This window comes from Adhaeribacter aerolatus (assembly GCF_007991635.1).
GTDB lineage: Bacteria > Bacteroidota > Bacteroidia > Cytophagales > Hymenobacteraceae > Adhaeribacter > Adhaeribacter aerolatus.
Genome location: NZ_BJYS01000008.1, coordinates 160,821 through 183,689, shown reverse-complemented (window position 1 = coordinate 183,689; position 22,869 = coordinate 160,821). Strand labels below are relative to the sequence as shown.

At 44.1% G+C, this 22,869-nt stretch carries 17 protein-coding genes; 13 read left to right on the top strand and 4 right to left on the bottom strand.

The window, feature by feature from the left end:
• The first annotated feature begins 534 nt into the window (after nt 1–534).
• On the top strand, nt 535–1,440 hold the full coding sequence (locus tag AAE02nite_RS07845; RefSeq protein WP_146896708.1) for a class I SAM-dependent methyltransferase: 906 nt from the start codon (nt 535–537) through the stop codon (nt 1,438–1,440).
• A 71-nt stretch (nt 1,441–1,511) separates the two neighbouring features.
• The gene (locus AAE02nite_RS07840) at nt 1,512–2,189 is read left to right on the top strand and encodes an HAD-IA family hydrolase (RefSeq protein ID WP_146896706.1); all 678 of its coding nucleotides are present in this window, start codon (nt 1,512–1,514) and stop codon (nt 2,187–2,189) included.
• 209 nt (nt 2,190–2,398) lie between these two features.
• Here AAE02nite_RS07840 and AAE02nite_RS07835 read toward each other — a convergent pair whose 3' ends face one another.
• Together AAE02nite_RS07835 and AAE02nite_RS07830 are read right to left on the bottom strand one after the other, a co-directional pair.
• Nucleotides 2,399–3,274 carry a universal stress protein gene (locus AAE02nite_RS07835; protein WP_170252545.1) on the bottom strand — a complete coding sequence of 292 codons (876 nt, stop codon included), beginning with the start codon at nt 3,272–3,274 and terminating at the stop codon, nt 2,399–2,401.
• Nucleotides 3,275–3,790: 516 nt separating this feature from the next.
• Nucleotides 3,791–4,327 (bottom strand): YceI family protein, encoded by a 537-nt coding sequence (locus AAE02nite_RS07830; protein ID WP_146896702.1) that lies wholly within the window; start codon nt 4,325–4,327, stop codon nt 3,791–3,793.
• A gap of 752 nt (nt 4,328–5,079) precedes the next feature.
• Here AAE02nite_RS07830 and AAE02nite_RS07825 point away from each other — a divergent pair.
• Entirely contained in the window at nt 5,080–6,705 is a 1,626-nt protein-coding gene (locus AAE02nite_RS07825; RefSeq protein ID WP_246150875.1) for a mechanosensitive ion channel family protein, read from the top strand.
• A gap of 44 nt (nt 6,706–6,749) precedes the next feature.
• Here the strand turns inward: AAE02nite_RS07825 and cls are convergent, their stop codons facing one another.
• Nucleotides 6,750–8,201: a cardiolipin synthase gene (gene cls, locus AAE02nite_RS07820; protein ID WP_146896697.1), complete on the bottom strand. Its 1,452-nt coding sequence runs from the start codon at nt 8,199–8,201 to the stop codon at nt 6,750–6,752.
• A gap of 148 nt (nt 8,202–8,349) precedes the next feature.
• Here cls and AAE02nite_RS07815 point away from each other — a divergent pair, with 148 nt between their 5' ends.
• The 3 genes from AAE02nite_RS07815 to AAE02nite_RS07805 all read left to right on the top strand — a co-directional run bounded on the left by AAE02nite_RS07815 (nt 8,350) and on the right by AAE02nite_RS07805 (nt 14,168).
• On the top strand, nt 8,350–9,513 hold the full coding sequence (locus AAE02nite_RS07815; RefSeq protein WP_146896695.1) for an efflux RND transporter periplasmic adaptor subunit: 1,164 nt from the start codon (nt 8,350–8,352) through the stop codon (nt 9,511–9,513).
• A gap of 61 nt (nt 9,514–9,574) precedes the next feature.
• Nucleotides 9,575–12,727 carry an efflux RND transporter permease subunit gene (locus AAE02nite_RS07810; protein ID WP_146896693.1) on the top strand — a complete coding sequence of 1,051 codons (3,153 nt, stop codon included), beginning with the start codon at nt 9,575–9,577 and terminating at the stop codon, nt 12,725–12,727.
• 49 nt (nt 12,728–12,776) lie between these two features.
• Nucleotides 12,777–14,168: an efflux transporter outer membrane subunit gene (locus tag AAE02nite_RS07805; RefSeq protein WP_146896691.1), complete on the top strand. Its 1,392-nt coding sequence runs from the start codon at nt 12,777–12,779 to the stop codon at nt 14,166–14,168.
• 663 nt (nt 14,169–14,831) lie between these two features.
• Here AAE02nite_RS07805 and AAE02nite_RS07800 read toward each other — a convergent pair.
• On the bottom strand, nt 14,832–15,587 hold the full coding sequence (locus AAE02nite_RS07800) for a DUF5995 family protein (protein ID WP_146896688.1): 756 nt from the start codon (nt 15,585–15,587) through the stop codon (nt 14,832–14,834).
• Nucleotides 15,588–16,273: 686 nt separating this feature from the next.
• Here AAE02nite_RS07800 and AAE02nite_RS07795 point away from each other — a divergent pair.
• The 7 genes from AAE02nite_RS07795 to AAE02nite_RS07765 all read left to right on the top strand — a co-directional run bounded on the left by AAE02nite_RS07795 (nt 16,274) and on the right by AAE02nite_RS07765 (nt 22,835).
• Nucleotides 16,274–16,804: a GNAT family N-acetyltransferase gene (locus AAE02nite_RS07795; RefSeq protein ID WP_146896686.1), complete on the top strand. Its 531-nt coding sequence runs from the start codon at nt 16,274–16,276 to the stop codon at nt 16,802–16,804.
• Between the two features lie 117 nt (nt 16,805–16,921).
• Nucleotides 16,922–17,317 carry a YkvA family protein gene (locus AAE02nite_RS07790; protein WP_246150873.1) on the top strand — a complete coding sequence of 132 codons (396 nt, stop codon included), beginning with the start codon at nt 16,922–16,924 and terminating at the stop codon, nt 17,315–17,317.
• Nucleotides 17,318–17,830: 513 nt separating this feature from the next.
• A complete protein-coding gene (locus tag AAE02nite_RS07785) occupies nt 17,831–18,634 on the top strand; it encodes an alpha/beta hydrolase (protein ID WP_146896684.1) in 804 nt (267 codons plus the stop codon).
• A gap of 351 nt (nt 18,635–18,985) precedes the next feature.
• Nucleotides 18,986–20,590, top strand: a complete 1,605-nt coding sequence (gene abc-f, locus AAE02nite_RS07780) for a ribosomal protection-like ABC-F family protein (protein ID WP_307725527.1) — start codon at nt 18,986–18,988, stop codon at nt 20,588–20,590.
• Between the two features lie 197 nt (nt 20,591–20,787).
• Complete coding sequence (locus AAE02nite_RS07775) at nt 20,788–21,402, top strand: DapH/DapD/GlmU-related protein (protein WP_146896682.1); 615 nt, start codon at nt 20,788–20,790, stop codon at nt 21,400–21,402.
• Between the two features lie 88 nt (nt 21,403–21,490).
• On the top strand, nt 21,491–22,183 hold the full coding sequence (locus AAE02nite_RS07770; RefSeq protein WP_146896680.1) for a cyclase family protein: 693 nt from the start codon (nt 21,491–21,493) through the stop codon (nt 22,181–22,183).
• Between the two features lie 130 nt (nt 22,184–22,313).
• Nucleotides 22,314–22,835 carry a GNAT family N-acetyltransferase gene (locus AAE02nite_RS07765; protein ID WP_146896678.1) on the top strand — a complete coding sequence of 174 codons (522 nt, stop codon included), beginning with the start codon at nt 22,314–22,316 and terminating at the stop codon, nt 22,833–22,835.
• Nucleotides 22,836–22,869: the final 34 nt, after the last annotated feature.

Sequence of the window (22,869 nt, the reverse complement as noted above, 5' to 3'; positions counted from 1 at the left end):
CGATCCGTCCGGTGCGAAATTATTTATACTAAGCTTATGGGCATAAGAACTGTAAGCGTAATCATCATAAAAATATAAGCCTTCATGCTCGGCAAAAAAGTAGAATAAATTAAAAAGCAGGATAAATATGAGCCAGGTAGAGGAAGAAGATAGTAAGGCCGAAGCAGTAAATTTCATAGAACATGAGTTCGCTATAAGTGCAAAAATAGCTATAAAACTTTAATGAGGGTTTAAAATCGCAATTAGCAGAATTGAAAAAATGCAATATTGAGTTTTAGATCTAGGAAGATTACAGCGCAATTGGCCTGCAAGAAGCAGCGCTTCTATTTAACTATTAAATTATACTTTAAAGGTAAACCTGGAAGAGATTTAATGAAAAGCAAACCAAAAGTTTCTTTTGGCATTATTCTGTTTCTCTGGATAGAGAGCAGGCAGCGGGTTTTACCTTTGCTTCTTCAGGCAGTGTAAAACATTTATTATTCAGGATATTTTGGGTTCTTGATAAGTAGCCATATGAAATTATAAATTTATTTTATGAGAAACTTGTATAACCTGATAGACAAACAATTTGCGTATAATAAACTTAAGAATATTTTTTATAAACAGTACCCAACCACTTCTTGGTTTGCTCCCGCCACTTCTGATTTCCTGGCTAAAAACCTTTTACTGTTAAAGCAGATTAAAGCTACAGGAGATGATAAAATAATAGATTTATTACTTACCAAGGCGCTGAACACGTTTTATAGCATCAATCAATATTATTATTTCGGCAGAACGCACCAGGTAATGCTCGAAAAGATTTACCAAAAATTACTAAACCAGGTAAGGGCGGCTAGTAGCAAAGAGGCGCTGAATACAATTGCGCTAACGCACCAACGTAACCTGCAAAACTGGTTAAAAGCTTCTAACCCCTTCGCCGAGAATATTTATGGCAATACAGCCGAATTTATAAACCAGCCGGTAACCTGTGCGGAGTATTCGGCTGCCCATCAGATACGGCTATTAAATATTAATGTACAAGCACTTCGGGAGCCTGTTCTGGATGTGGGTTGTGGCCAGGCAGCCTATTTGGTAGAATATTTAAGAAGTTTAGGTCTAGAGGCCCGTGGCCTAGACCGCTGTGCCACAGAAAATAATTACCTGAATAAAACAGATTGGTTTGACTACCGCTTTAAAGAAAAATATTGGGGAACCATCATCAGTAATGTTGGCTTTTCAAACCAATTTGTGCACCATCATTTAAGAACCGATGGCGATTTTGTTGCCTATGCCAAAAAATATATGGAAATTTTAAATGCGCTACAGGTAAAGGGTACTTTTTATTATGCGCCTCATCTGCCATTTATTGAGCAATATTTAGAAAGCACTCACTTTAAAATATTAAATAAAAGTATCTTCGGAACTGATTTTGCGCTTACTAAAATCACCAGGTTACGATAAAATAATTATCTTCAATTGGAATACAAAGCCCGTGAACGCTCCTGATAAACTGATAAAAAGGCAATTGAAAAATGATTAAGTATGTAGTTTTTGATTTTGACGGCACTCTGGTAGATTCAAAGGCAGTATTTATTTCGGTGTTTAACCAATTGGCCGAGAAGCATCAGTTTAATAAAATGGAGCCCGGCAATATAGAATACCTGCGGCAATTAACTATTACCGAGCGGTGTAAATACCTGCAACTGCCCTTATATAAATTACCTTTATTAACCGTCGACCTCCTTAACCGTTACCAGCAGTCTCTGGCGGAGGTAATTTTATTAGCCGGCATTAAAAATTTGATCGAAGCTTTGCGTAACAGTGGTTATGCCATTGCCATTGTTTCTTCCAACTCCGAAAAAAATATCCGGCAGTTTTTACAACAGAATCAGATAACAGAAATAGATGCCGTTTATAGTGCCCGCAATATTTTTGGAAAAGACCGGGTTATTAAAAAATTTTTGAAAACTTACCGGCTCAGCCCAGACCAAATTATTTATGTCGGCGACGAAGTAAGAGATATTGTGGCCTGCAAAAAGATTGGCGTTAAAGTAATTTGGGTGAGTTGGGGCTACGATATACAAGCATTGGCCGAAAAGGAAACGCCTGATTTTACGGCTCATTCACCGGATGATATATTGATTATTTTAAAATCTGTAAACCCGGCAGAGAACCTTTTCTTGCACCCAGAAACGCCGTTTTTAGCCTGAAATAAAATAATAGTGCTTTATTTTACAGTGCTGCTAAAGAGTTTTAAAACGGTCTGACTTAAAAAGCCAAACCAATAGCTTACCGGCCAAAAGCAGCAAACTACTGGTTCGTTAATGGGGCAAAATATTCCTGCTAAATACTTTTTGCTTTTAGCGCCAGCACGTTTTAAAATATTGCGGCGGCAAAATCTATTTGTCTTCTACTTCGCCTAACGCTCTTGATTCGTACTGGTGGTGGTTTCTGCTTTCCGGTGGTGGTAAGGTTTGTCCGGCAAGGTCAGGAGAGGAATATTACTTTGGAAGGCCAGCTCCCGGGATACACTGGTATGGAATATTTTCTCCAGAATATCTGGTTTGTGCACGCAAACAGCCAGCAGATCTATATTGTTGTCGTGTACAAATTGCTGAATGCCGGTCACCACATCCTGGTCCTGCAACTGCGAATAGCTGAAGTTATTGCGGGGAAAGGTCCGGTCTATCTCATGTAGCAGCTGGGTATCCGCTACCAAGTCCAGTTGATCATCGTTTTTAACGTTAAATATATACAAGCCGGCGTTGAGTGGTTCGGCAAAAGGCAGCAGTTGTTTCAGAAAAGAAATTTGTCTGGTTTCAAAATCGGAGGCGTAGGCAATATTCTGAATGGGCCGATAACGGCTGTTGGCCGGAATTACCAAAACCGGACAACAAGCTTCTTTCATGAGACCGGCCGATTGGGTGCCCCATAATTTTTTGAGGAAAGTTGATGCGCCCCGGGTACCCATTACCACCAGATCGGCCTGGTTTTCCTGAATAAGATTATTTAAAACCGCCCCAATAGGACCGTGAACGCACTGGGTCTGGATTTCTAAATCCTTGTTTTGCAATTGGTATTGGGCAGCCTGGTGCTGTAAAATATCGGTATAATAGTTTTCGAGCCGCACATCCGGCAGCCGCACAAACGGGTTGCCCGGCACTTCTATTATTTCCAGGGCAATGGCATGTACCAATACCAACCGGGCATTTAAATGCGGTGCCAACGCAACCGCGTATCTTACCGCATTGGTCGCATGGTCCGAAAAATCAGTTAAAGCTAGTATTGTTTTCATGGTTTGGGCTTTAATAGGGATGATTAGGCGTTTCTGGCAAGAGGCTTCCGAACAAATATACCATTGCTGAGACCCGGTAACCATGATCCCGCTTACCCGACCGTATGATTTTAGTCATGTTGCCGATGCCGTAATAAACCAAATGACCCTATTTTATTACATCTCTCCTGGATGGCTGCTCTCGATTTAAACTACACCGGTTTATAAGGTTGGTTGTAAATTTTAAGCCAACTGAAACGCTTATCAATACCGTTCTGAAAGGATGGAAAGAGGTTTAGGCGGGACGGTATATGAAATATATAAAATGAAAAACCAGCTCCTTTAAACAAAAGAGCTGGTTGTTATTCTATTCCAAAGCCTGATTAGGCGTTAATCTCTAAACAATTTACTGTTTAAGCTTTGCGTAACGAAGGGTTAAAAGTTAATTAGTAATCAAACGAAATTACACCAATATTTTTATCAGCATCATCCATCAGTGCCATACAATAATATTACTTACTACTTACTACTTTAATATTACGCCTGTTTAACTAATTGCACTTCGGCCTGAAGGCGGATATCATCACTCACGACCACGCTACCCGCTTCGGTAACGGCGTTCCAGGTTAAGCCAAATTCTTTCCGGCTGATTTTTCCGCTCACGGTAAAGCCGGCTTTGGTTTGGCCATAAGGGTCTACCACTATACCGCCAAATTCTACGTTTACGGTTATGGGTTTGGTAATGCCCCGGATACTCAAGTCACCATGCAGCTTGTACTCATCCCCGCCGGTTTTCTCGTAATTTCTGCCTTCAAACCGGATTTCGCCGTGGTTTTCCGCGTCAAAAAAGTCAGCCGATTTTAAGTGCGTGTCGCGTTGGTCGTTGTTAGTGTTAATGCTGTTTACATCGGCCGTGAATATTACCTGCGTCGCATCGGTGAACTGGTCGTCGGTAGTTTCGGCTTCAATATTAAACTTCTCGAAATAACCCGTAACTGTGGTTATCATCAGGTGCTTTACTTTAAACTGAATTTCGCTGTGAGCGGGGTCTGCTACCCATTTTACATTAGCCATAGTTTTACGTTTAAGTTTTTAATTAAATTTCTGAATTCATTTCTTTAATCTTAAATGTATATACATTTTTTGTATATACATGAAATTTTGATAAAAAATTTAAAGTACTTTATACTGCTTCATTCTCTAAAATGATTCCAGTGCAATAATTTTATTAAATATTTATAAAATTTTTGCCCGTGTTTTTGTTACTGCTCTTGCGCCGGCGTCTGGGCAGCAATTGGTGGTACACGCTACAAAATCAACCAATTTTAGGGTGATTCCGGCTTTATTTCTGGCAACGCGTCCGTAGATTAGAACGTCATCTATCAGATTGATGATAATTTTTGATTCATCATTTCTGATATTCAATTTGGCAAAGCACATGGCTGAACGCTGGCACGTCGGCTTTGCAACGCAGTATTCAGGTGTTGCGTAAAGGTTGGTTTGCTTACCTTTGTCGTTTAAAGGACGAATTATAAAATTATATTTCGGCAGTTATTCCGGGCATTGGTTCTGATTCTAAAACTTATGTTTTAACAGATGCATCCATTAACACCATAAAACAAGAGGCAGGGTTAATATTGTACCCGTTAGAATCTTTGTAATTAATAAGCGGAATATTCGACCACCGGTGCTCTGGCGTTAGTTTTATAAGAGCACCTTTTAAATTCATTTACACCATTAGGTTTATGGTTTTTATAAAAACTGGGTTATTCTCAAATCTTTCCTGCAACATCTGCCCATCCCGAAAGAGATGGCTGTTTTTTTGGGTGTGCAACATAGCCGTTTTGCTCCTAACGGCATTGCCGGCTTCCGCGCAGATTCTGCCGAGTAGTGATACGACTCAGAACGCAACGGCAGCCCCCTCCTGGCCGGCCGACTCGTTGGGCAGGCGTACGCCTCGCGGAACGGTAAATGGTTTTATTGAAGCCGTAGCCGACGAAAATTATAGCAGAGCTGCCCGCTACCTGAACCTGGAAACCAATTCCGGAGCAGACTCAACTGGGGTAAAAACGGCCCAAACCCTGCAACGTTTACTCGATAAAGGGGGCAATATTATTCCGTATTCCTGGATAAGTAATGAGCCGGCTGGTAATGCAGACGACAGCTTTGGTCCGGATCTGGACCGGGTAGGGAACGCAACGGTAAACGGCGAATCTTTTGATATAATGCTGGAGAAAACTGTAGACACCACCGGTGCTCCGCTCTGGCTATTCTCTTCCCAAACCATTAAAAGAATACCTATCGATACGCTGGTCGTGGCCAAACCACCCATTACTAAAAAGATTATTCCTTCGGTTTTAATAGATAACAAATGGGGTGGCGTACCCATCGGGCATTGGCTGGGCATGTTGTTTTTGGCGATATTCTCTTATGGGCTGGCCTGGGGCATTACCTCCCTGGTTACCTTTCTTATCCGGTTCTTCTGGCATAAATCCAAAAATGAACCGACCGTCGGTATTATCCGGGCTTTTGCCTTGCCCATCCGGCTTTACCTGGCGGCCTTAATCCTGGTATTTTCGAGCCAGGAGGCGGGTATCTCTATTATTGTCCGGCAGCGCTTCAGCGAAATGACGGTAATTGTGGGGCTGGTAGCAGTATTGCTGCTGCTGTGGCGCCTGCTCGATGTGTTAACCCGGTTCGGAGAGAAGGAACTTACCCAACGGGGCAATATGTCCGGCATCTCAGTTTTGCTTTTTTTGCGGCGCGGGGCCAAGATTGCTTTAATTGTGCTGGGCTTTATTACTATTCTCGGCACTTTTGGCTTTGATATAACCACCGGTATCGCCGCGCTGGGGATTGGCGGTATTGCGCTGGCGCTGGGCGCCCAGAAAACCGTCGAGAACTTTGTGGGTAGCGTTACCCTCATTGCCGATCAGCCTATCCGGGTAGGTGATTTCTGTAAAGTGGGCCAAACCACCGGCACCGTAGAGCAGATTGGTATGCGCTCGACGCGCATCCGCACCGGCGAACGCACCATTGTTACCATCCCCAACGGGGAGTTTGCATCGTTGCAAATAGAAAACTTTGCGCACCGCGACCGCATTCTTTTTGCGCCCAAACTTCGGTTGCATCACCTCACTACCGCTGCGCAAATCAAGGCAATATTGAAGGAACTACGCGTACTTTTAGCCGAAAACGCCAAAGTAGACCCAACCTCCGCCCGTGTACGGTTTATCGAAATTGGCCAGGATTATTTAACCGTAGAGGTATATTCTTATATTTTAACTACCGATTTTAACCAGTTTCTGGAAGCCCAGGAAGAGCTGATATTAAGCATGATGGAGATAGTAGAAAATACCGGCCAGGGCTTTGCCGTACCTGCCCGCAACCTGTACTTAGCGGCGGATAAGAATCCGGAAACGCCAGGTACCTTGGATTTGCACCAGCCCTGAACAGCCTGATTTTGCGGTAAAATATCAGCAGAAGCCTTAACCGGTTAGAGAAGCGGCGATAAAAGCCGGGCAATTCTTTCGAATAATTTTTTATAACCAGACCGGTTGGCCCAGGTTGCCGGTATTAGCTTTTCGGCGTGGAATAAATCATTTGTAAAAGCCTGGGCTAATTGTGTTGCTGTTTCTTCGCCGTAAACCAACGCATTTACTTCAAAATTCAGTTCATAGCTCCGGAAATCCATGTTAGCGGTGCCTACCACCGAAATATAGCCATCTACTACCATGGTTTTGGCATGTACAAAACCTTTCCGGTACATGTATATTTCTACCCCAGCGGTTAGTAAATCGTCGTAGTACGACCAGGCAGCTGCGTTTACTAATCGCGAATCTGAAAAGCCCGGGGCCAGTAGCTTAACGGCAACGCCGCTCAGGGCGGCTACCTTCAGGGCATCGAGCAAGCTTTCGCCCGGAATAAAATAGGGTGTGGTAATCAGAATCTCTTTTCGGGCCAGGTTAATAGCCTTGAAAATGGAAAGCATGATGGTCGGCGTCGGCGAATCGGGGCCACTGGCGGCAATTTGCACATTCACATTGGCATCATCCGGTTTAGGCGAACTAAAGTAAATTGTTTCGGGTGTTAGCCGCTGACGGGAGCAGAAATTCCAATCGCAGAAAAAAATGTATTGCAGGTAAAAAATACCCGGCCCATCTATGCGCAAATGCGTATCGCGCCAATAATATTCATTCTGGCTCTCCGGCCGGTTAATGTACCGGTCGCTTATATTAATGCCGCCTACGAAACCGCACTTCCCATCCACAATAATTATTTTCCGGTGGTTGCGGTAGTTGAGCCGGTTGGCTAAAAATAATAATTTAATACGGTTAAACGGATAAGCTTCTACACCACCCTGGTGTAATTCCCGCACAAATTTTTTCCGGATAGCGCGGCTGCCAAAGTCATCGTAAATTACCCGGACCTGCACGCCTTGCCGGGCTTTCTGAATGAGTACTTCCTTTAATTGGTTGCTGATAATATCATTTTCGATAATATAATATTCCAGGTGAATGTGGTGAGTGGCCCCTCGTAAAGCATGCAATAATTCCGGAAATTTTTCTTCGCCGTTAAATAAAAATTTTACCCGATTGCCTTCTGTAAGCGGGCTCCAGCTATCTTTTAGTAAAAGGTTAACCAAACTTTTCCCATCCTGAATAGCAGCCTGATTGTTTAATAAATTGGTGTGGGTTTTAGATATTATTCTTTCTCTTAATTCGGTGCCCAACACTTCATCGTCGAATAACTTTTTGGTGTAAACCTGGCGCTTGTGGTAATTGATGCCAAAAGAGAAATAAAATATTATGCCGAAAACAGGCAGAAATATAACCAGCAGCAGGTAAGCCAGGGTTTTGGTGCTGCTGCGCGTATCCCTGATAATCTGCAGACTTACCGGCACCAGGAGCACAATGTAAATAATATCACTTATTAAGATCCAATTCATAAATGCAACACTAATCCGTAAATTCTATTAAAACTAAGCGCTTTGGCAGAATTATGAAATAAAACCCAGGCTGTTACCAACTATTTAGAATAAATATTAGTAGAACAGCTATCTGGTTACCAGGGTTTTATATTTTGTCCTTCCCCTTATGCATACAAGACTACACCTATTACCAGTAATATTTCTATTTCTTTTTTTAGCGGCATGCGGCGGTGATAACGAAAAAACGAATGCGCCGCCCACGAATGCGGTAAAAGACTACCCGGTTCTGAAGATTTCGCCGCACTCTATTACGTTAAACAGCGATTACCCGGCCACCATTGAGGGGCAGCAGGATATCCAAATTCGGCCTATGATAGACGGCTACCTGGGCCGGATACACGTAGATGAAGGCGCTACCGTTAAAAAGGGGCAAGTGTTATTTACCATTAATGCCCCGCAGTACGAGCAGGAGGTAAGAACGGCCCAGGCCAACGTAAAAATTGCGCAGGCCAATGTAAATGCGGCGCAGATGGAAGTAAACAAAGTAAGGCCGCTGGTCGAAAAAAACATCATCAGTCAGTTTGAGCTGGAATCGGCGCAGTTTACGTTGCAGGCCCGGCAAGCCGCCCTGGCCCAGGCCAATGCGGCTTTGGTTAATGCCCGCACCAACATGAGCTACACCCGGGTTACCAGCCCCGTGAATGGCATTGTAGGGAGTTTCCCGTATAAAATAGGCAGTTTAGTCAGCAGCAACACCCCGGAGCCTTTAACCACGGTTTCGAATATCGGGAATATTTACGCTTATTTTTCGATTAACGAAAAGCAGGCGCTGGAATTCTCCAGAAATACCAAAGGGGCCACCACTCAGGAACGATTAGCTACCACGCCCCCGGTTTCATTAGTGCTGGCCAACGGCACCGTGTACCCGGAAAAAGGCCGCATAGAAACCACCAGCGGCTCTATTAACACCGAAACTGGTTCGGTGCGGGTACGGGCTACTTTTCCCAATCCGGGCAGTTATATCCGCAGCGGCAGCAGCGGTTCGGTGCGTATTCCCATCACGCTTGATTCGGCTATTGTAATTCCGCAAAAGGCGACTTATGAAATTCAGGGTAAAAAATTTGTTTACCTGGTAGGCGATAGTAACACGGTCAGGAGTCAGGAGGTTGCCGTGATGGAAAATGACGACGGCCGCAATTTTGTGGTAGAAGAAGGCTTACAGATCGGGAATAAGATTATTTTGGAAGGCGTAGCCACTTTACGGGAGGGCGCTCCCATCAGACCCAGAACTGTAAATGCCGACAGCGTTGCCCACGCCCATAGTAGATGATTGCCAGTAGCCCAATCAGGTAAAAATTATACCATGAAGTTCTTCTGTTTAACCCAGCATTATGTTTAATCGCTTTATAAAACAACCGGTACTCTCTACGGTAATTTCCATCCTGATTGTTATTCTGGGACTGCTGGGGCTGCTGGCTTTACCTATTTCGCAATACCCCGAAATTGCGCCACCTACCGTAGTAGTATCAACGTCGTACCAGGGAGCCAATGCCGATGTGGTGCTGAATAGCGTGGTGGTGCCGCTGGAAGAGCAGATAAATGGGGTAGAAGGCATGACCTATATGACGTCTTCTGCCGGTAACGACGGCACTGCCCGCATCGTAATTAACTTTTTGTTAGGTACCAATCCCGACTTAGCCTCGGTAAATGTACAAAACCGGGTAGCGCGGGCCACGCCGCTGTTGCCCCAGGAAGTAACCCGCTCGGGCGTTACTACGGCCAAAAGCCAGAGCAGCAACCTGGTTATTTTTTCGTTGTACAGCGAAAACCCAGCCTATGACCAAACCTTTTTGCAGAACTACGCCGAAATAAACCTGGTACCTTTAATAAAACGGGTTTCGGGGGTGGGGGAAGCCAATGCTTTCGGCCGGATGGATTATTCGATGCGAATTTGGCTGAAGCCGGATGTAATGGCTACCTACAAACTCGTGCCGGCCGATATCAGTGCTGCTTTGGCTGAACAAAATATTGAAGCCGCCCCCGGGCAATTTGGCGAACAGGGCATGCAGTCGTTTCAGTACGTTATAAAATATACCGGCCGCCTGAAAGATGCTTCGGAGTTTGAGGATGTAGTGGTAAAGGCTACCGAAAACGGCCAAATATTGCGGTTAAAAGATATTGCTCGCATTGAACTGGGCGCCATGAGTTATGCCAGCAGCACTACTACCAACGGAAATCCTTCGGTGGGGGTGGCCATCAGCCAAACGGCCGGTTCCAACGCCAAAGAAGTTATTGAGGGCAGTTTACAGGTACTTGAAAATGCTTCTAAAACGTTTCCGCAGGGTATTAAATACGTTACCCTGGTTAACGCCAACGATTTTTTAGATGCCTCTATCTCCAAAGTAATTAATACGCTTATCGAGGCCTTTATACTCGTTTTCCTGGTAGTATTTATTTTCCTGCAGGATTTTCGGTCTACGCTTATTCCGGCGATTGCGGTACCGGTGGCCATTGTGGGTACGTTTTTCTTCCTGCTTCTATTTGGCTTCACCATAAACCTGCTCACCTTATTTGCTTTGGTGCTGGCTATTGGTATTGTGGTAGACGATGCCATTGTGGTGGTAGAAGCCGTTCATGCTAAACTCGACCAGGGCTATACGTCGGCCCTAAAAGCAACCCAGGACGCGATGAGCGAAATTACCGGGGCAATTATTTCCATTACCCTGGTAATGGCAGCGGTATTTGTGCCGGTAAGTTTTATTCAGGGTTCCGCCGGCGTATTTTACAAGCAATTCGGCTTAACCCTGGCCATTGCCATTATTTTGTCGGCGGTAAATGCTTTAACCCTAAGTCCGGCGTTGTGTGCCGTGTTTTTAAAGCCGCATCAGGAAGAGCATAAAAAGAAGAATTTGCTCCAGCGTTTTTACGGCTGGTTCAACCGTACTTTTGATAAAACCACAAATAAATACAAAAACTCGGTGGCTTACCTGGTGGGGCGCAAATGGCTGGCCTGGGCTATACTGGCCGTATTCGCCGGCTTGTTTTATTTTCTGATACGAACCACGCCTTCCACCTTTGTGCCCAACGAAGATATGGGAGCCATCATGGCCGATATTGCCTTGCCGGTTTCGGCCTCGAACGAAAGAACCGAAGTAATTACGAAAGAAGTAGAAGCCATTGCCCGTACCATACCCGAAATCCAAAATATCCTCAGAATATCGGGGCGGGGCATGATTAGCGGCGTGGGTAGTAATTACGGCATGATGGTAATGAAGCTAAAGCCCTGGGACCAGCGAGGAGAAGGACAGGATGTCCAATCCATTATCGGTAAATTATTTGCCAAAACCAGTGGCATCCGCGATGCCAAAATAATATTTTTTGCGCCGCCCACCATTTCGGGTTTTGGTACCTCGGGTGGTTTCGAGTTTCAGTTGCAGGATCGGAGCGGGCGCGATATTGCTACCTTTTCTAAAATTGGCAATGATTTAATAGCGGCCTTAAACGAGCGGCCCGAAATTCAGTTTGCCTCTACTTCTTTTAACGTAAATTTTCCGCAGTACCAAATAGATGTAAATGTAGCCAAAGCCAAAGTAGCCGGTTTATCGGTGAACGATATTCTGAGTACCATGCAAGGCTACTACGGCGGGGTGTATGCCTCCAATTTTAACCAGTTTGGCAAGCAGTTCCGGGTGATGTACCAGGCCGAACCTGCTTTCCGCGCCAACCCCGAAGGCCTGAGTAATGTTTTCGTCCGGAATGCCAACGGTACTATGGCACCCATTACCGAATTTATTACCCTCGAACGGGTATACGGGCCGCAGGCTATTTCGCGGTTTAATCTTTTTACTTCTATCGGGGTTACCGGTTCGCCGAATGCCGGTTTTAGTTCTGGCGATGCCATTACGGCCATAGAAGAAACAGCGGCGCAGGTTTTACCGGTGGGGTACGGCTACGAATTTTCGGGCATGACCCGCGAAGAAATTTCGGCCGGCGGCCAAACCGGATTTATTTTCGTGCTGGTAATTTTATTTGTTTACCTGCTGCTGAGCGCCCAGTACGAGAGCTATATTCTGCCGTTTGCCGTTTTGCTGTCGCTGCCCATTGGCTTGGCCGGTACTTTTATTTTTGCCACTTTTTTTGGTATCACCAACAATATTTATTTACAAATCACCCTGATAATGCTGATTGGGTTGCTGGCCAAAAACGCTATCCTGATTGTGGAATTTGCGGCGGAGCGCCGGCGACACGGTATGCCGCTGGTACAGGCAGCATTGGAAGGGGCTGAAGCCCGTTTAAGACCCATCTTAATGACTTCTTTTGCTTTTATTCTGGGTCTGGTGCCATTAATGTTGTCTACGGGGGCGGGAGCAACTGGAAACCGGTCTATTGGTACGGGTGCGGTAGGGGGTATGCTCATTGGTACCCTATTAGGAATATTTGTAATTCCGGTTTTGTATGTTGTTTTCCAGGGTTTGCAGGAACGCATCAGTGGTAAGCGTAAAGAACCTTTAACCCAAAAAGTTAATGCGGACCAGGAATCTTAAGCGGGGCAAGCAGGCTAAAAAACGGCGGTTGCGGTTTAAAGAATATACTATGAACAGAAATATGCTGAGGCACCTGCTTTTAATATTCCTGACGGGGCTATTATTGGCCTCTTGCCGCCTGACGCAGCCTTACCAGACTCCGCCCGCTCGCACCACAAATTTATTCCGGGACGTAACCACTGCCGATACCGCTTCGCTTGGCAGTTTGCACTGGAAAGAACTATTTACCGATACTACCTTGCAGCGGTTAATAAGCGCAGGCATTGCCCGGAACTTGGATTTGCAAGTGGCGTATACCCGCATCCAACAAGCGCAGGCATACTACCGGCAAAGTGGCGCGGCCTTTTTTCCTACTTTAAACGCCAACGCCGGAGCTACTCGGTCCCGGCTCCCCGAAGTACAGGATTTTCGGCAACAAGGTAATATTACACAGTATCAGCTAGGTATATCCTCCGGCTGGGAAATTGATGTTTGGGGGCGTTTACGCAGCAACCGCCGGGCCAGCCTGGCTAGTTTATTGCGGTCGGAGGCCGGCGCGCGGGCCGTGCAGACCAATTTAGTAGCCGATATAGCCAATTATTATTTATTACTCATGGCCCTGGATCAGCAGGTTGCCATTACCGAACTTACGGTAGTAAACTGGGATACCACCGTGCAAACCATGCGGGCTTTAAAATATTCGGCGCGGGTAACCGAAGCCGCCGTGGTGCAAAGCGAAGCCCAGCGCTATGCCGCCGAAGTAACCATTCCGGACCTGAAACAAGACATCCGCGAAATAGAAAATGCGCTAAGTATTTTACTCGGAGGTCCGCCGTCCGCAATTGCGCGGGGCCGTTTAGATAACCAGACTATGCCGCCCACCTTACAAACCGGTGTACCAGCGCAGTTATTAGCTAACCGGCCCGATGTGCAGCAAGCAGAACTGAACTACCGGTATTTCTTCGAACTAACGAACGTGGCCCGCGCCAGTTTTTATCCTGCTGTAACTATAACAGGGTCGTCGGGCTTATCGGCGCTGGCCTTAACCAATCTCCTCGATCCGGGTTCTTTGGCGATTAGTGTCGGGGCTGGCCTAACCCAGCCTATTCTTAACAGACGCCTGAACCGCACCCGTCTGGAAGTAGCCCGTGCCCAGCAGCAGGAAGCGGCCTTAGACTTTCAGAATACTTTATTAAATGCCGGACGGGAAGTATCGGATGCCTTATCGTTACACCAAACGGCCCTGCAAAAAATACAAGTGCGTACCAACCAAATGGCGGCCCTGCAAAAATCGGTTAGTTATTCGCAGGAACTCGTACGCTACGGATTTTCGAGTTATGTAGAAGTAATTACGGCCCGCCAGAGTCTATTGCAGGCCGAGTTGGGTAGTGTAAACGACCGGTTACAACAATTGCAGTCGGTGGTAAATTTATACCGTTCTTTGGGCGGTGGCTGGCGGTAATATATATATCAGCTCACCTACTTATATTCACTAAATGATTTGATGTTTTATCTGTTTATCTTTTGAAAGATTCCATCTTTCAATGGTTAGTGCTAACTGTATTTGTAGGTCTAAGACGCCTCTGGGCCGGCGGGCCCCGTTTGGTCATTCGGGCTGCTCATCTTTCCTTTGCTCGTACCTCGCAATGCTAAAGCACCGGAAAGCTGAAAGGCCCTCGCTGTCCAAACTGCTGTCAGTAGCTTATAGCTGCTGCCTTCTTAGCTCAACCATTATTAAATAATAATCCTCCGCAACAAAGCTTTTCCATAATGTTTAGGTTTGGCCGAACTCCTTCCCTGATTCAGGGAAGGTGCCCGGAGGGCGGAAGGGTTAAGAAAGCTGGAGAAATGGTAAGCCCTCCAACCAAGTAAAAACTAAACTATATAATAAGCGTGAAAAATAATTAAAATTTGATTAATGAATATAACCTTAAGCTAAACTTACACTTTAAGGGTACATTCTTTGGCATAATATTTATTGGAGTTGAAATTATATCAAACTAAGCCTAAAATTTATTATGTTATTATCCCGCTGTGTTACTTGATCATTAAGCAGCACTACCCGGTTTAGCATTGGTGATTTATTTATATGCAAAGGCACGGTTATCTAAAGGCGAAAGTCCGGTTATATTACTTTGAGGATATTTATGATTTCGCCGGGCGCTAATCTTTCGGTAGCCCGGATGGCCTTTAAGGTATATTTCAGAAGGAAGCCCCTGGGGCTGGCCAGGTTTTTACCTAATTGGGCAATGCAGTTATCGCGGGCGGCAAGGCAGGTTTGGTAATCAGCGCCAACTTTATCATGCAGGTCTTCGGCAAAACGCCAGGCACCATCGCGGGCCAGGTTAATGCTAAACTGCACCAATAATTCGTCGCGGTTGCGGGCGTGCAAATCCAGTAAACCCATCAGCGGCGATACCCGGCCAATATTTTCCTGCACCTTGTCTATCATGGCCCCCAGAATAGTATTAATGCTGTTAAAATCCCGGCGGATGTCCGGGAGCCGACCGTCGCGCATGGTTTCTACAGCGGTTGTGCCTAAATCCAGGTTAATGTGGGCGTTCATGCCCAGCAGCAAATGCTGCATTAAAACAGCCGGCAGGTGGGCAGCGGTTTCAAAAACAATTTCCCAGGCGGCAGCGGTGGGCTTGCCCGCCTGCCACTGGTGCCAGGCCCGCAGGTAATAATTGGCAAACAGCACATCAAACCGTTCCATACGCGGGCCATCTTCAAAGTTGTTCAGCAGAATATCTTTTTTTACGCGCAGGGTGGTGCAGTAATAAACCATGGCAAAATAGCCGGCCCGGTTGTTGGTACGGATACAATCCTGAATGATTTCTTCCAGGGCGCTGATAACTTCATCAATAGTGCGGGCAATCATAAACGGGCGATTTTAGCGGCCTAAACATTCCCAATTTAGCTAATTTATTTATTTTCGGGGCGGTAAATTTACCTAAAATTTGGAGTGCTAAGCCGTCACTTAGGTTTTAAATAAACCTACAAGAAGTGAACGAAGAAAGTGAGGTAAGTTCTTTCGGAGAGAATAAACCTTTAGCAATTAGCTGTGCGGTAATCCGGTTTTTAAAAGGAAATCATAGGAATAAGATAACCGAATTAAAGAACTGGATAAGTCCATTAAAATGCTACAAGTTCCCGATGGTTTGTAAGACTCCATAAGTCTTAATGCCTCTAAATAAAACGACAGACATAATTTATAAAGTTACCTTGGGATGGGGCATATTTACTTTTTCCCTCCAGGCATAAAAATAAATGATAATATAAGGTAACCCTTTATTAAAAAATCTTGAAAACGGAGCCGGAAATAGTAGCTACTCTGGGTGAGTCAATTCAGTCCGTAAATGTTAAATCAATGGAGAAGGGTTCGCGTATCAGGTAAATATACCATTTTGAAGAATCGGAAACTGATAGAATGAAAGAAATTGGATTGCGACAAAAGGTATGATAAGCTTGAAATAAACTGGAAGAAGAACCATCGCATCTGAAATAACCTCTATCTTCCGGCCGCCGCAAAGCCAGGCACGTTGAACTTAAATGTAAATATCAAAAATGAGCTTCTATAAGTCCTTTGAAACGGAAAGGTTAATTCTTAAACCAACTTCTGAAGAAGATGCTGATTTTCTGCTGGCGCTACTAAATTCTCCTAAATGGATAAAATACATTGGCGACCGGCATGTAAAATCGGTAGAAGATGCGCAGGCATACATTAAAAATAAAATGCGACCACAATTGGAGAAGCTTGGCTACTCCAATTATACCGTAATCCGGAAAACAGATAATGCCAAGTTAGGCATCTGCGGACTTTATTACCGGGAAGAATTAGAGGGTATAGACATTGGATTTGCATTTCTGCCGGAATTCGAGCATAACGGATATGCTTTTGAATCGGCTTATGAGATTAAACGAGCAGGAATGGAAGAATTCGGAATATCTCAAATCAAAGCTATTACCACCAAAGAAAATGTTGCCTCCCAAAAGTTATTAGAGAAGCTCGGGTTGAAGTTTAACCGGCTGGTGCAACTACCAGATGAAGAGGAAGAATTGTTGCTTTATGCGTTTATAAAAGAAGGTCACAACTAGTCACAACTTCAGGAGTAAAGGATAGAGAATCCAAAGGTTCTGGAAATTATTTTCAATAAGTTCATCTTGGTCTATCCATGAACTTTGGCAGGCATTTCGTACCAGAATAATAGAAAATTGACACAGCTGAATAAGTCAAAAACATTCGAAAAAATTAAAGCGTGGGCAAAACAACTTAAAAGAGAATTAAACGCCCTCCAAATTGCGTACACCAAAAATCTCGTACCTTGGTATATTAAAATACTCATCCTAATAACAGTTGCCTACGCGTTAAGTCCTGTGGATTTGATTCCGGATTTTATTCCGATATTAGGACTGCTGGACGATCTGATTATTGTTCCATTACTTATTTACCTCATCATAAAATTTATACCGGCAGAAATAATGGAACACTGCAGAAAACTAGCTGACTCCCAAATAATAACTAAGAAGAAAAACTGGATTGCAGGTGGATTTATAATAGTTATTTGGCTGTCTATTGCCATTTGGATTGTATTAGTCTGGACTAAATAGAACTTAATTTACCGATAAGCCTTTATTATTAATAAGTCTGCGGTTCAGGAAGGTGAAAATTATATCTTCTTTATTTAGTTGGTAAATCAAAGGGAATAATTCAATCTTTAATTTCCAATTGTTCAAAGCTTTAGAACGTTAATGGCAAGTAAGATAATCCAAGAAATAGGAATCTCTGCCAAGGATAAATTTAGTTTTGACCATACGCCCATCCTATCTGCGGAAGATTGGCACAAACTGTTGGATAAAACCTGGACTGATACCGAATAATTTGGCAGCCAGATTGAATAGCCGTCTGAACTTAAAGTGGAAAACCTTCGGGGATGAGCTATAAATCGACTACTACCGAATTATTCACGGCCTATTTCCCCATAGCTAATTCTATTTAGGACAAATGGTTGTGCTAAAAAAATATTAGAGCAGGCAAATGAAAAATAGGGCACAACTGCCGTTTGGTTAAAGTAATTAGCTGACCGTTTGTGGTCTGAAAAAAAACTTAAAGCCAAATATTAAATGAATATTAAAAGCCTTTTAATAATTTTCTTGGTTTTGCTGGTGCTGGTTTATTTTGGTACTTATGGTTTTCTGTATGCTATAAAAGAAGAACAAAGCAATATTTTTAAAGGGCAACTGCTTCCGGCTAATTTTAAATTTACTTTTACAGAAAACTTTGAGGAGTTTAGCCTTAAAGCCGCAGATGGTGGCGAACTGAATGCTTTGCTGTTTAAAGCAGCTAACGCAAAAGGTGCAGTTTGTTTCTGGAAAGGTAACGGCGGTACATTAAATAATTGGGGAGCCATGGCGCCTCAGTTTTTAAAACTGAACTACGATGTTATAATCACCGATTACCGGCAGCAAGGCAAAAGTTTAGGTGAAATATCGCTCAAAAACTTTTACACGGATGCCCAAACCATTTATGATTTTCTGAAGCCCAAATATTCCGAAGAAAATATAGTCATAGTCGGGTACTCCTTAGGTGGGCGAATTGCGGCGCATTTAGCAGCTGAAAATGAGCCCAACATAACCATTTTAATTGACCCGGCCTCCACCACCGGCGATTTCAGTCAAAGATTTTTAGAAGCTATTTATTTTCCGCTTCCTTCTACAAATAAATTTTTGTTTCAGACGGAGGCCGATGTTGGTAAAACCAAAACGCCTGTTGCCATTATTGCAACCGAAAATATTAAAAGCCTGGCACACCAACTAAAGCCCCTGCTTAAAAATAAAGATAAGTTTTTCGAAATCAAGGGAGCCACCCACGCCACCATATTGGGTAGTAAAGAAACCGAAAAAATTATCTCTAACTTATTAAAGTAAAAGGCCGAAGCGTTTAGTATTTGGATTAAAAGCGAAGTTTGTCGCCGTTGGCGGTGTTATCACCGCCAACTATAGGACCTTTGCCCAACTACTTGCCGGTGAAAACACGCAGCAAGGGCTACTGACTAGCGACTTATTAAAATGCTACACAACTAAGCTGGCCGCAAAAGCAATTAATATAGTTTTAGCGGCGGGCAATCAGGACTTGTGCACAGAAGCGTTACAACCAAAAAAAATTGTAAATTTACCTGCACCTACCTACTAGAAACCTATTTATGTGAGATATAATTTCTTTCAGGAAGAAAACAGCTAGTGTACCGCTGAGGCGAAACACGGTTATTATTCACTTTTTTGAAGAAAGAAATTATGGTTACCTTACAGCATATTGCCTATACCCATCCTAACCAGGATATATTATTTCAGAATATAAATCTTACCCTTAACCGGCACCACAAAGCAGCCTTAATTGGCAATAACGGAGCCGGTAAATCTACTTTACTTAAAATTATTGCCGGTGATTTACCGCCAGCCGACGGATCGGTAAAAATCAGTTCTAAACCTTACTATGTACCGCAACTATTCGGGCAGTTTAACCACCTAACGGTTGCCCAGGCCCTCCGGATAGAAACGAAGCTCGCAGCATTTAAAGAAATTCTGGATGGCCACGTAACCGAAGAAAACCTGGAACTGCTAAACGACGATTGGACCCTGGAAGAACGGTGCCAGGAGGCGCAGCAATATTGGCAACTAACCGATTTGGATTTAACACAGCCCATGAGCACCCTTAGCGGTGGCCAGAAAACAAAAGTGTTCCTGGCGGGTATCTTTATCCATCAACCCGAAATTGTTTTATTAGATGAGCCCAGTAACCACCTCGATACCGCCGGCAGAGCTTTGTTGTATAAATTTATCCAATCTACATCCAGCACATTATTAGTAGTAAGCCACGACCGCACCTTACTTAATTTGCTGGACTTGGTTTTGGAACTGGGCAAGCGCGGCATTACGGTATACGGCGGCAATTTTGAGTTTTACCAGGAGCAGAAAAGCATCCAGAGCCAGGCCTTAACCGAGGATGTAAAAAGCAAAGAAAAAGCCTTGCGCAAAGCCAAAGAAGTGGAACGGAAAACGGCTGAAAGGCAACAAAAGCTGGATGCCCGCGGCAAGAAAAAACAGGAAAAAGCCGGACTTCCTAAAATTGTGATGAACACCCTAAAAAACAGCGCGGAAAACAGTACCGCTGAGTTAAAAGGCGTGCATGCCGAAAAAATAGGAACCATTGCCCAGGAACTAACGGCCTTGCGGCAAGAATTACCCGATGTGGATAGGATGAAGTTTAACTTCGACCAGTCGGCGCTGCATCAAGGCAAAATATTAGTTACGGCCCAGGATATTAACTACGGTTATTCCGGACAATTACTTTGGACAAAACCTTTAAACTTCCGGATTACCAGCGGCGAACGAATTGCTTTAAAAGGTTTAAATGGTTCTGGCAAAACCACCTTAATCAAAATAGTTTTAGGCCAACTCGAACCAAAATCCGGTGCGGTTTACCGGGTAGTTAAGCAAGCCGTGTACATCGATCAGGATTATTCTTTAATAAACAACCACCTGAACATTTACGAGCAGGCGCAGCAATTTAACCGTACCACCTTGCAAGAGCACGAAATAAAAATCAGGCTAAACCGGTTTTTGTTTACCAAAGATGATTGGGATAAATCTTGTAGTGCCCTGAGCGGCGGCGAAAAGATGCGGCTCCTACTTTGCTGCCTCACCATCAGCAACCAGGCGCCGGATATGATAATTCTGGACGAACCAACTAATAACCTGGATATTCAAAACACGGAAATTCTAACGGCGGCTATTAACGAATACCAGGGAACCTTGCTGGTGGTATCGCACGACGCGTATTTTCTGAAACAAATAAACGTAGAGCGGACGATTGACTTGGCTTAACGAGCAGACCTGATACCACTATTAAATAAAAACTGGGCTTCAAAACGAATATTGGTCATCCTGAGCTTGTCGAAGGATCTATCACAGCATTGTAAAGTGGAATTAGTTATTTCGACAGGCTAAACAGGACTACAATAATGTAAGCGTATTAAACAATTAGGATTAGCAAAATATTAAAATACAAAAGTTTAGCCTATATGATAGTAATAAACAGTTTTATAGAAGGCTTTTCCAGCCTGTTGCCTAACCACGGTAACCTGCTGCCCTGGGAGATTACGAATAACCTGAAAAATATTTTATCCGAAAAAATAGTAAACCTGGGTACTGAATATGCGATTAACGATAACGTGGCGGTGCACCAAACGGCTGTAATGGAACAAGGCGTTGTGCTGAAAGGTCCGGCAATTATTGGCCCCCATTGTTTTGTGGGGGCTCATGCTTATTTCCGGGAAGGCGTTTTCCTGGCCGATTCGGTTAAAATTGGGCCCGGTTGCGAAATAAAAAACAGTATTATTTGCGCTAATACAGCTATAGCTCATTTTAATTATATTGGCAACAGCATTATTGGCCGGAATATTAATTTCGAAGCCGGTTCTATAGCGGCTAATCATTATAATGAAAGAGCAATAAAAAATATTTCGGTGGTATACGATTCTAAAGTAATTAATACCGGCAGCGATAAATTTGGATCTTTGGTGGGCGATGGTTCTAAAATAGGAGCCAACGCCGTGTTATCGCCGGGTACTATTCTGGGCAAAAATTCGGTGGTAAAACGGCTGGAATTAGTAGAGCAATACAAAACCAGTTCGTAAAGCTATTCCGGCCATAAACAGAATAATCAATAGGCGTTAACCTGCTTTGCTTAAAGAGTTAATATTTGCCAATCAAGCGTAAACCTACATGACCGAAATTATTGATCTGAGCCAGGAGATATTTGATGGCATGCCGGTGTTTAACGGAATGCCGGCCGTAAAAATAAGTATTCATGCCACCCATGAAGAGTGGGCGGGGCTTCCGGCCGCTGAGGCTAAAACTCCCAGCGTTTACAAACTAGAATTAGCCGAACACACCGGCACGCACGTAGATGCCCTAAACCACATGGGGCGGGAATTCGCCGGACAATCCATCGATACCATGCCTTTAACTATGTTTTACACCGAAGGCGTTTGTCTGGATTTTTCGCACAAAGAACTTAAAGCTTTAATAACGGTAGCCGAAATAGAAGAAGCCTGCCAAAAAGCCAATATTAGCATCCAACAAGGCGATACCGTGCTTTTTTGTACAAACCATTACCAGAGGTACTACGGCACCAAAAACTGGAAAAATGGTCCGGGGCTTTCCGTTGAGTCGGCGCGGTGGTTGGGCGCAAAAAAAATAGCGGCGTTCGGGGTAGAAACCATGTCGCCGGGAGTACCTAAAGTTTCGAACCGGGAGGTGCACCAAATTTGTGGCGAACTAAGTTTTACGCACTACGAGAACCTCATAAACCTTGATAAATTGGTGAACCGGGGCCGTTTCCGTTTTATTGCTTTGCCGCTTAAAATCAGGGGAGGCACCGGATCGCCGGTAAGAGCAGTGGCTGTATTCGAATAAAAAGCACAGTAAAATAAAAACTGTAGCAAATCTGGAACACTCAGCCTTTGGATTGTAGTAAAATTTTTAGTTCTTACAGGCTTGCTTAGCCCGATGGTTTTGCGTTAGAACACCTTCAAAAACTAACCAGATGAATTTTAAACTCCGTCCCTGGAACCTGGCAGATTTAGATAGTTTGATAAAGTATGCCAACAACGCCGCCATTGCCCAATTTATGACCGACCAGTTTCCGCACCCTTATACCCCCGAGCATGGTCAAAATTTTATTGGGTTTGCCACTGGCAATACCCCATCCAGAATATTTGCCATTGAAGTAAACGGCGAAGCGGCGGGTGGTATTGGTATTCATCCGCAAACCGATATTTACCGGAAAAATGCCGAGATGGGTTATTGGCTAGGCGAACCATTCTGGGGACAGGGCATTATAACGCAAGCCATCGAACAAATGGTAGCTTTTGCTTTTCAGAACCTGGATATTGAGCGCATATTTGCGCGTCCTTTTGGTACAAATAAGGCTTCGCAACGGGTGCTGGAAAAAGCCGGCTTTGTGCTGGAAGCGCATTTAACTAAAACCCTCTTTAAAAACGGGAATTTTGAAGATGAACTGATTTATGCCGTAAGACGACCCGGTTCTAATCAAGCGAGCCTTTAATAACCAGCTTAATCAGCAACACCTAAATTAAATA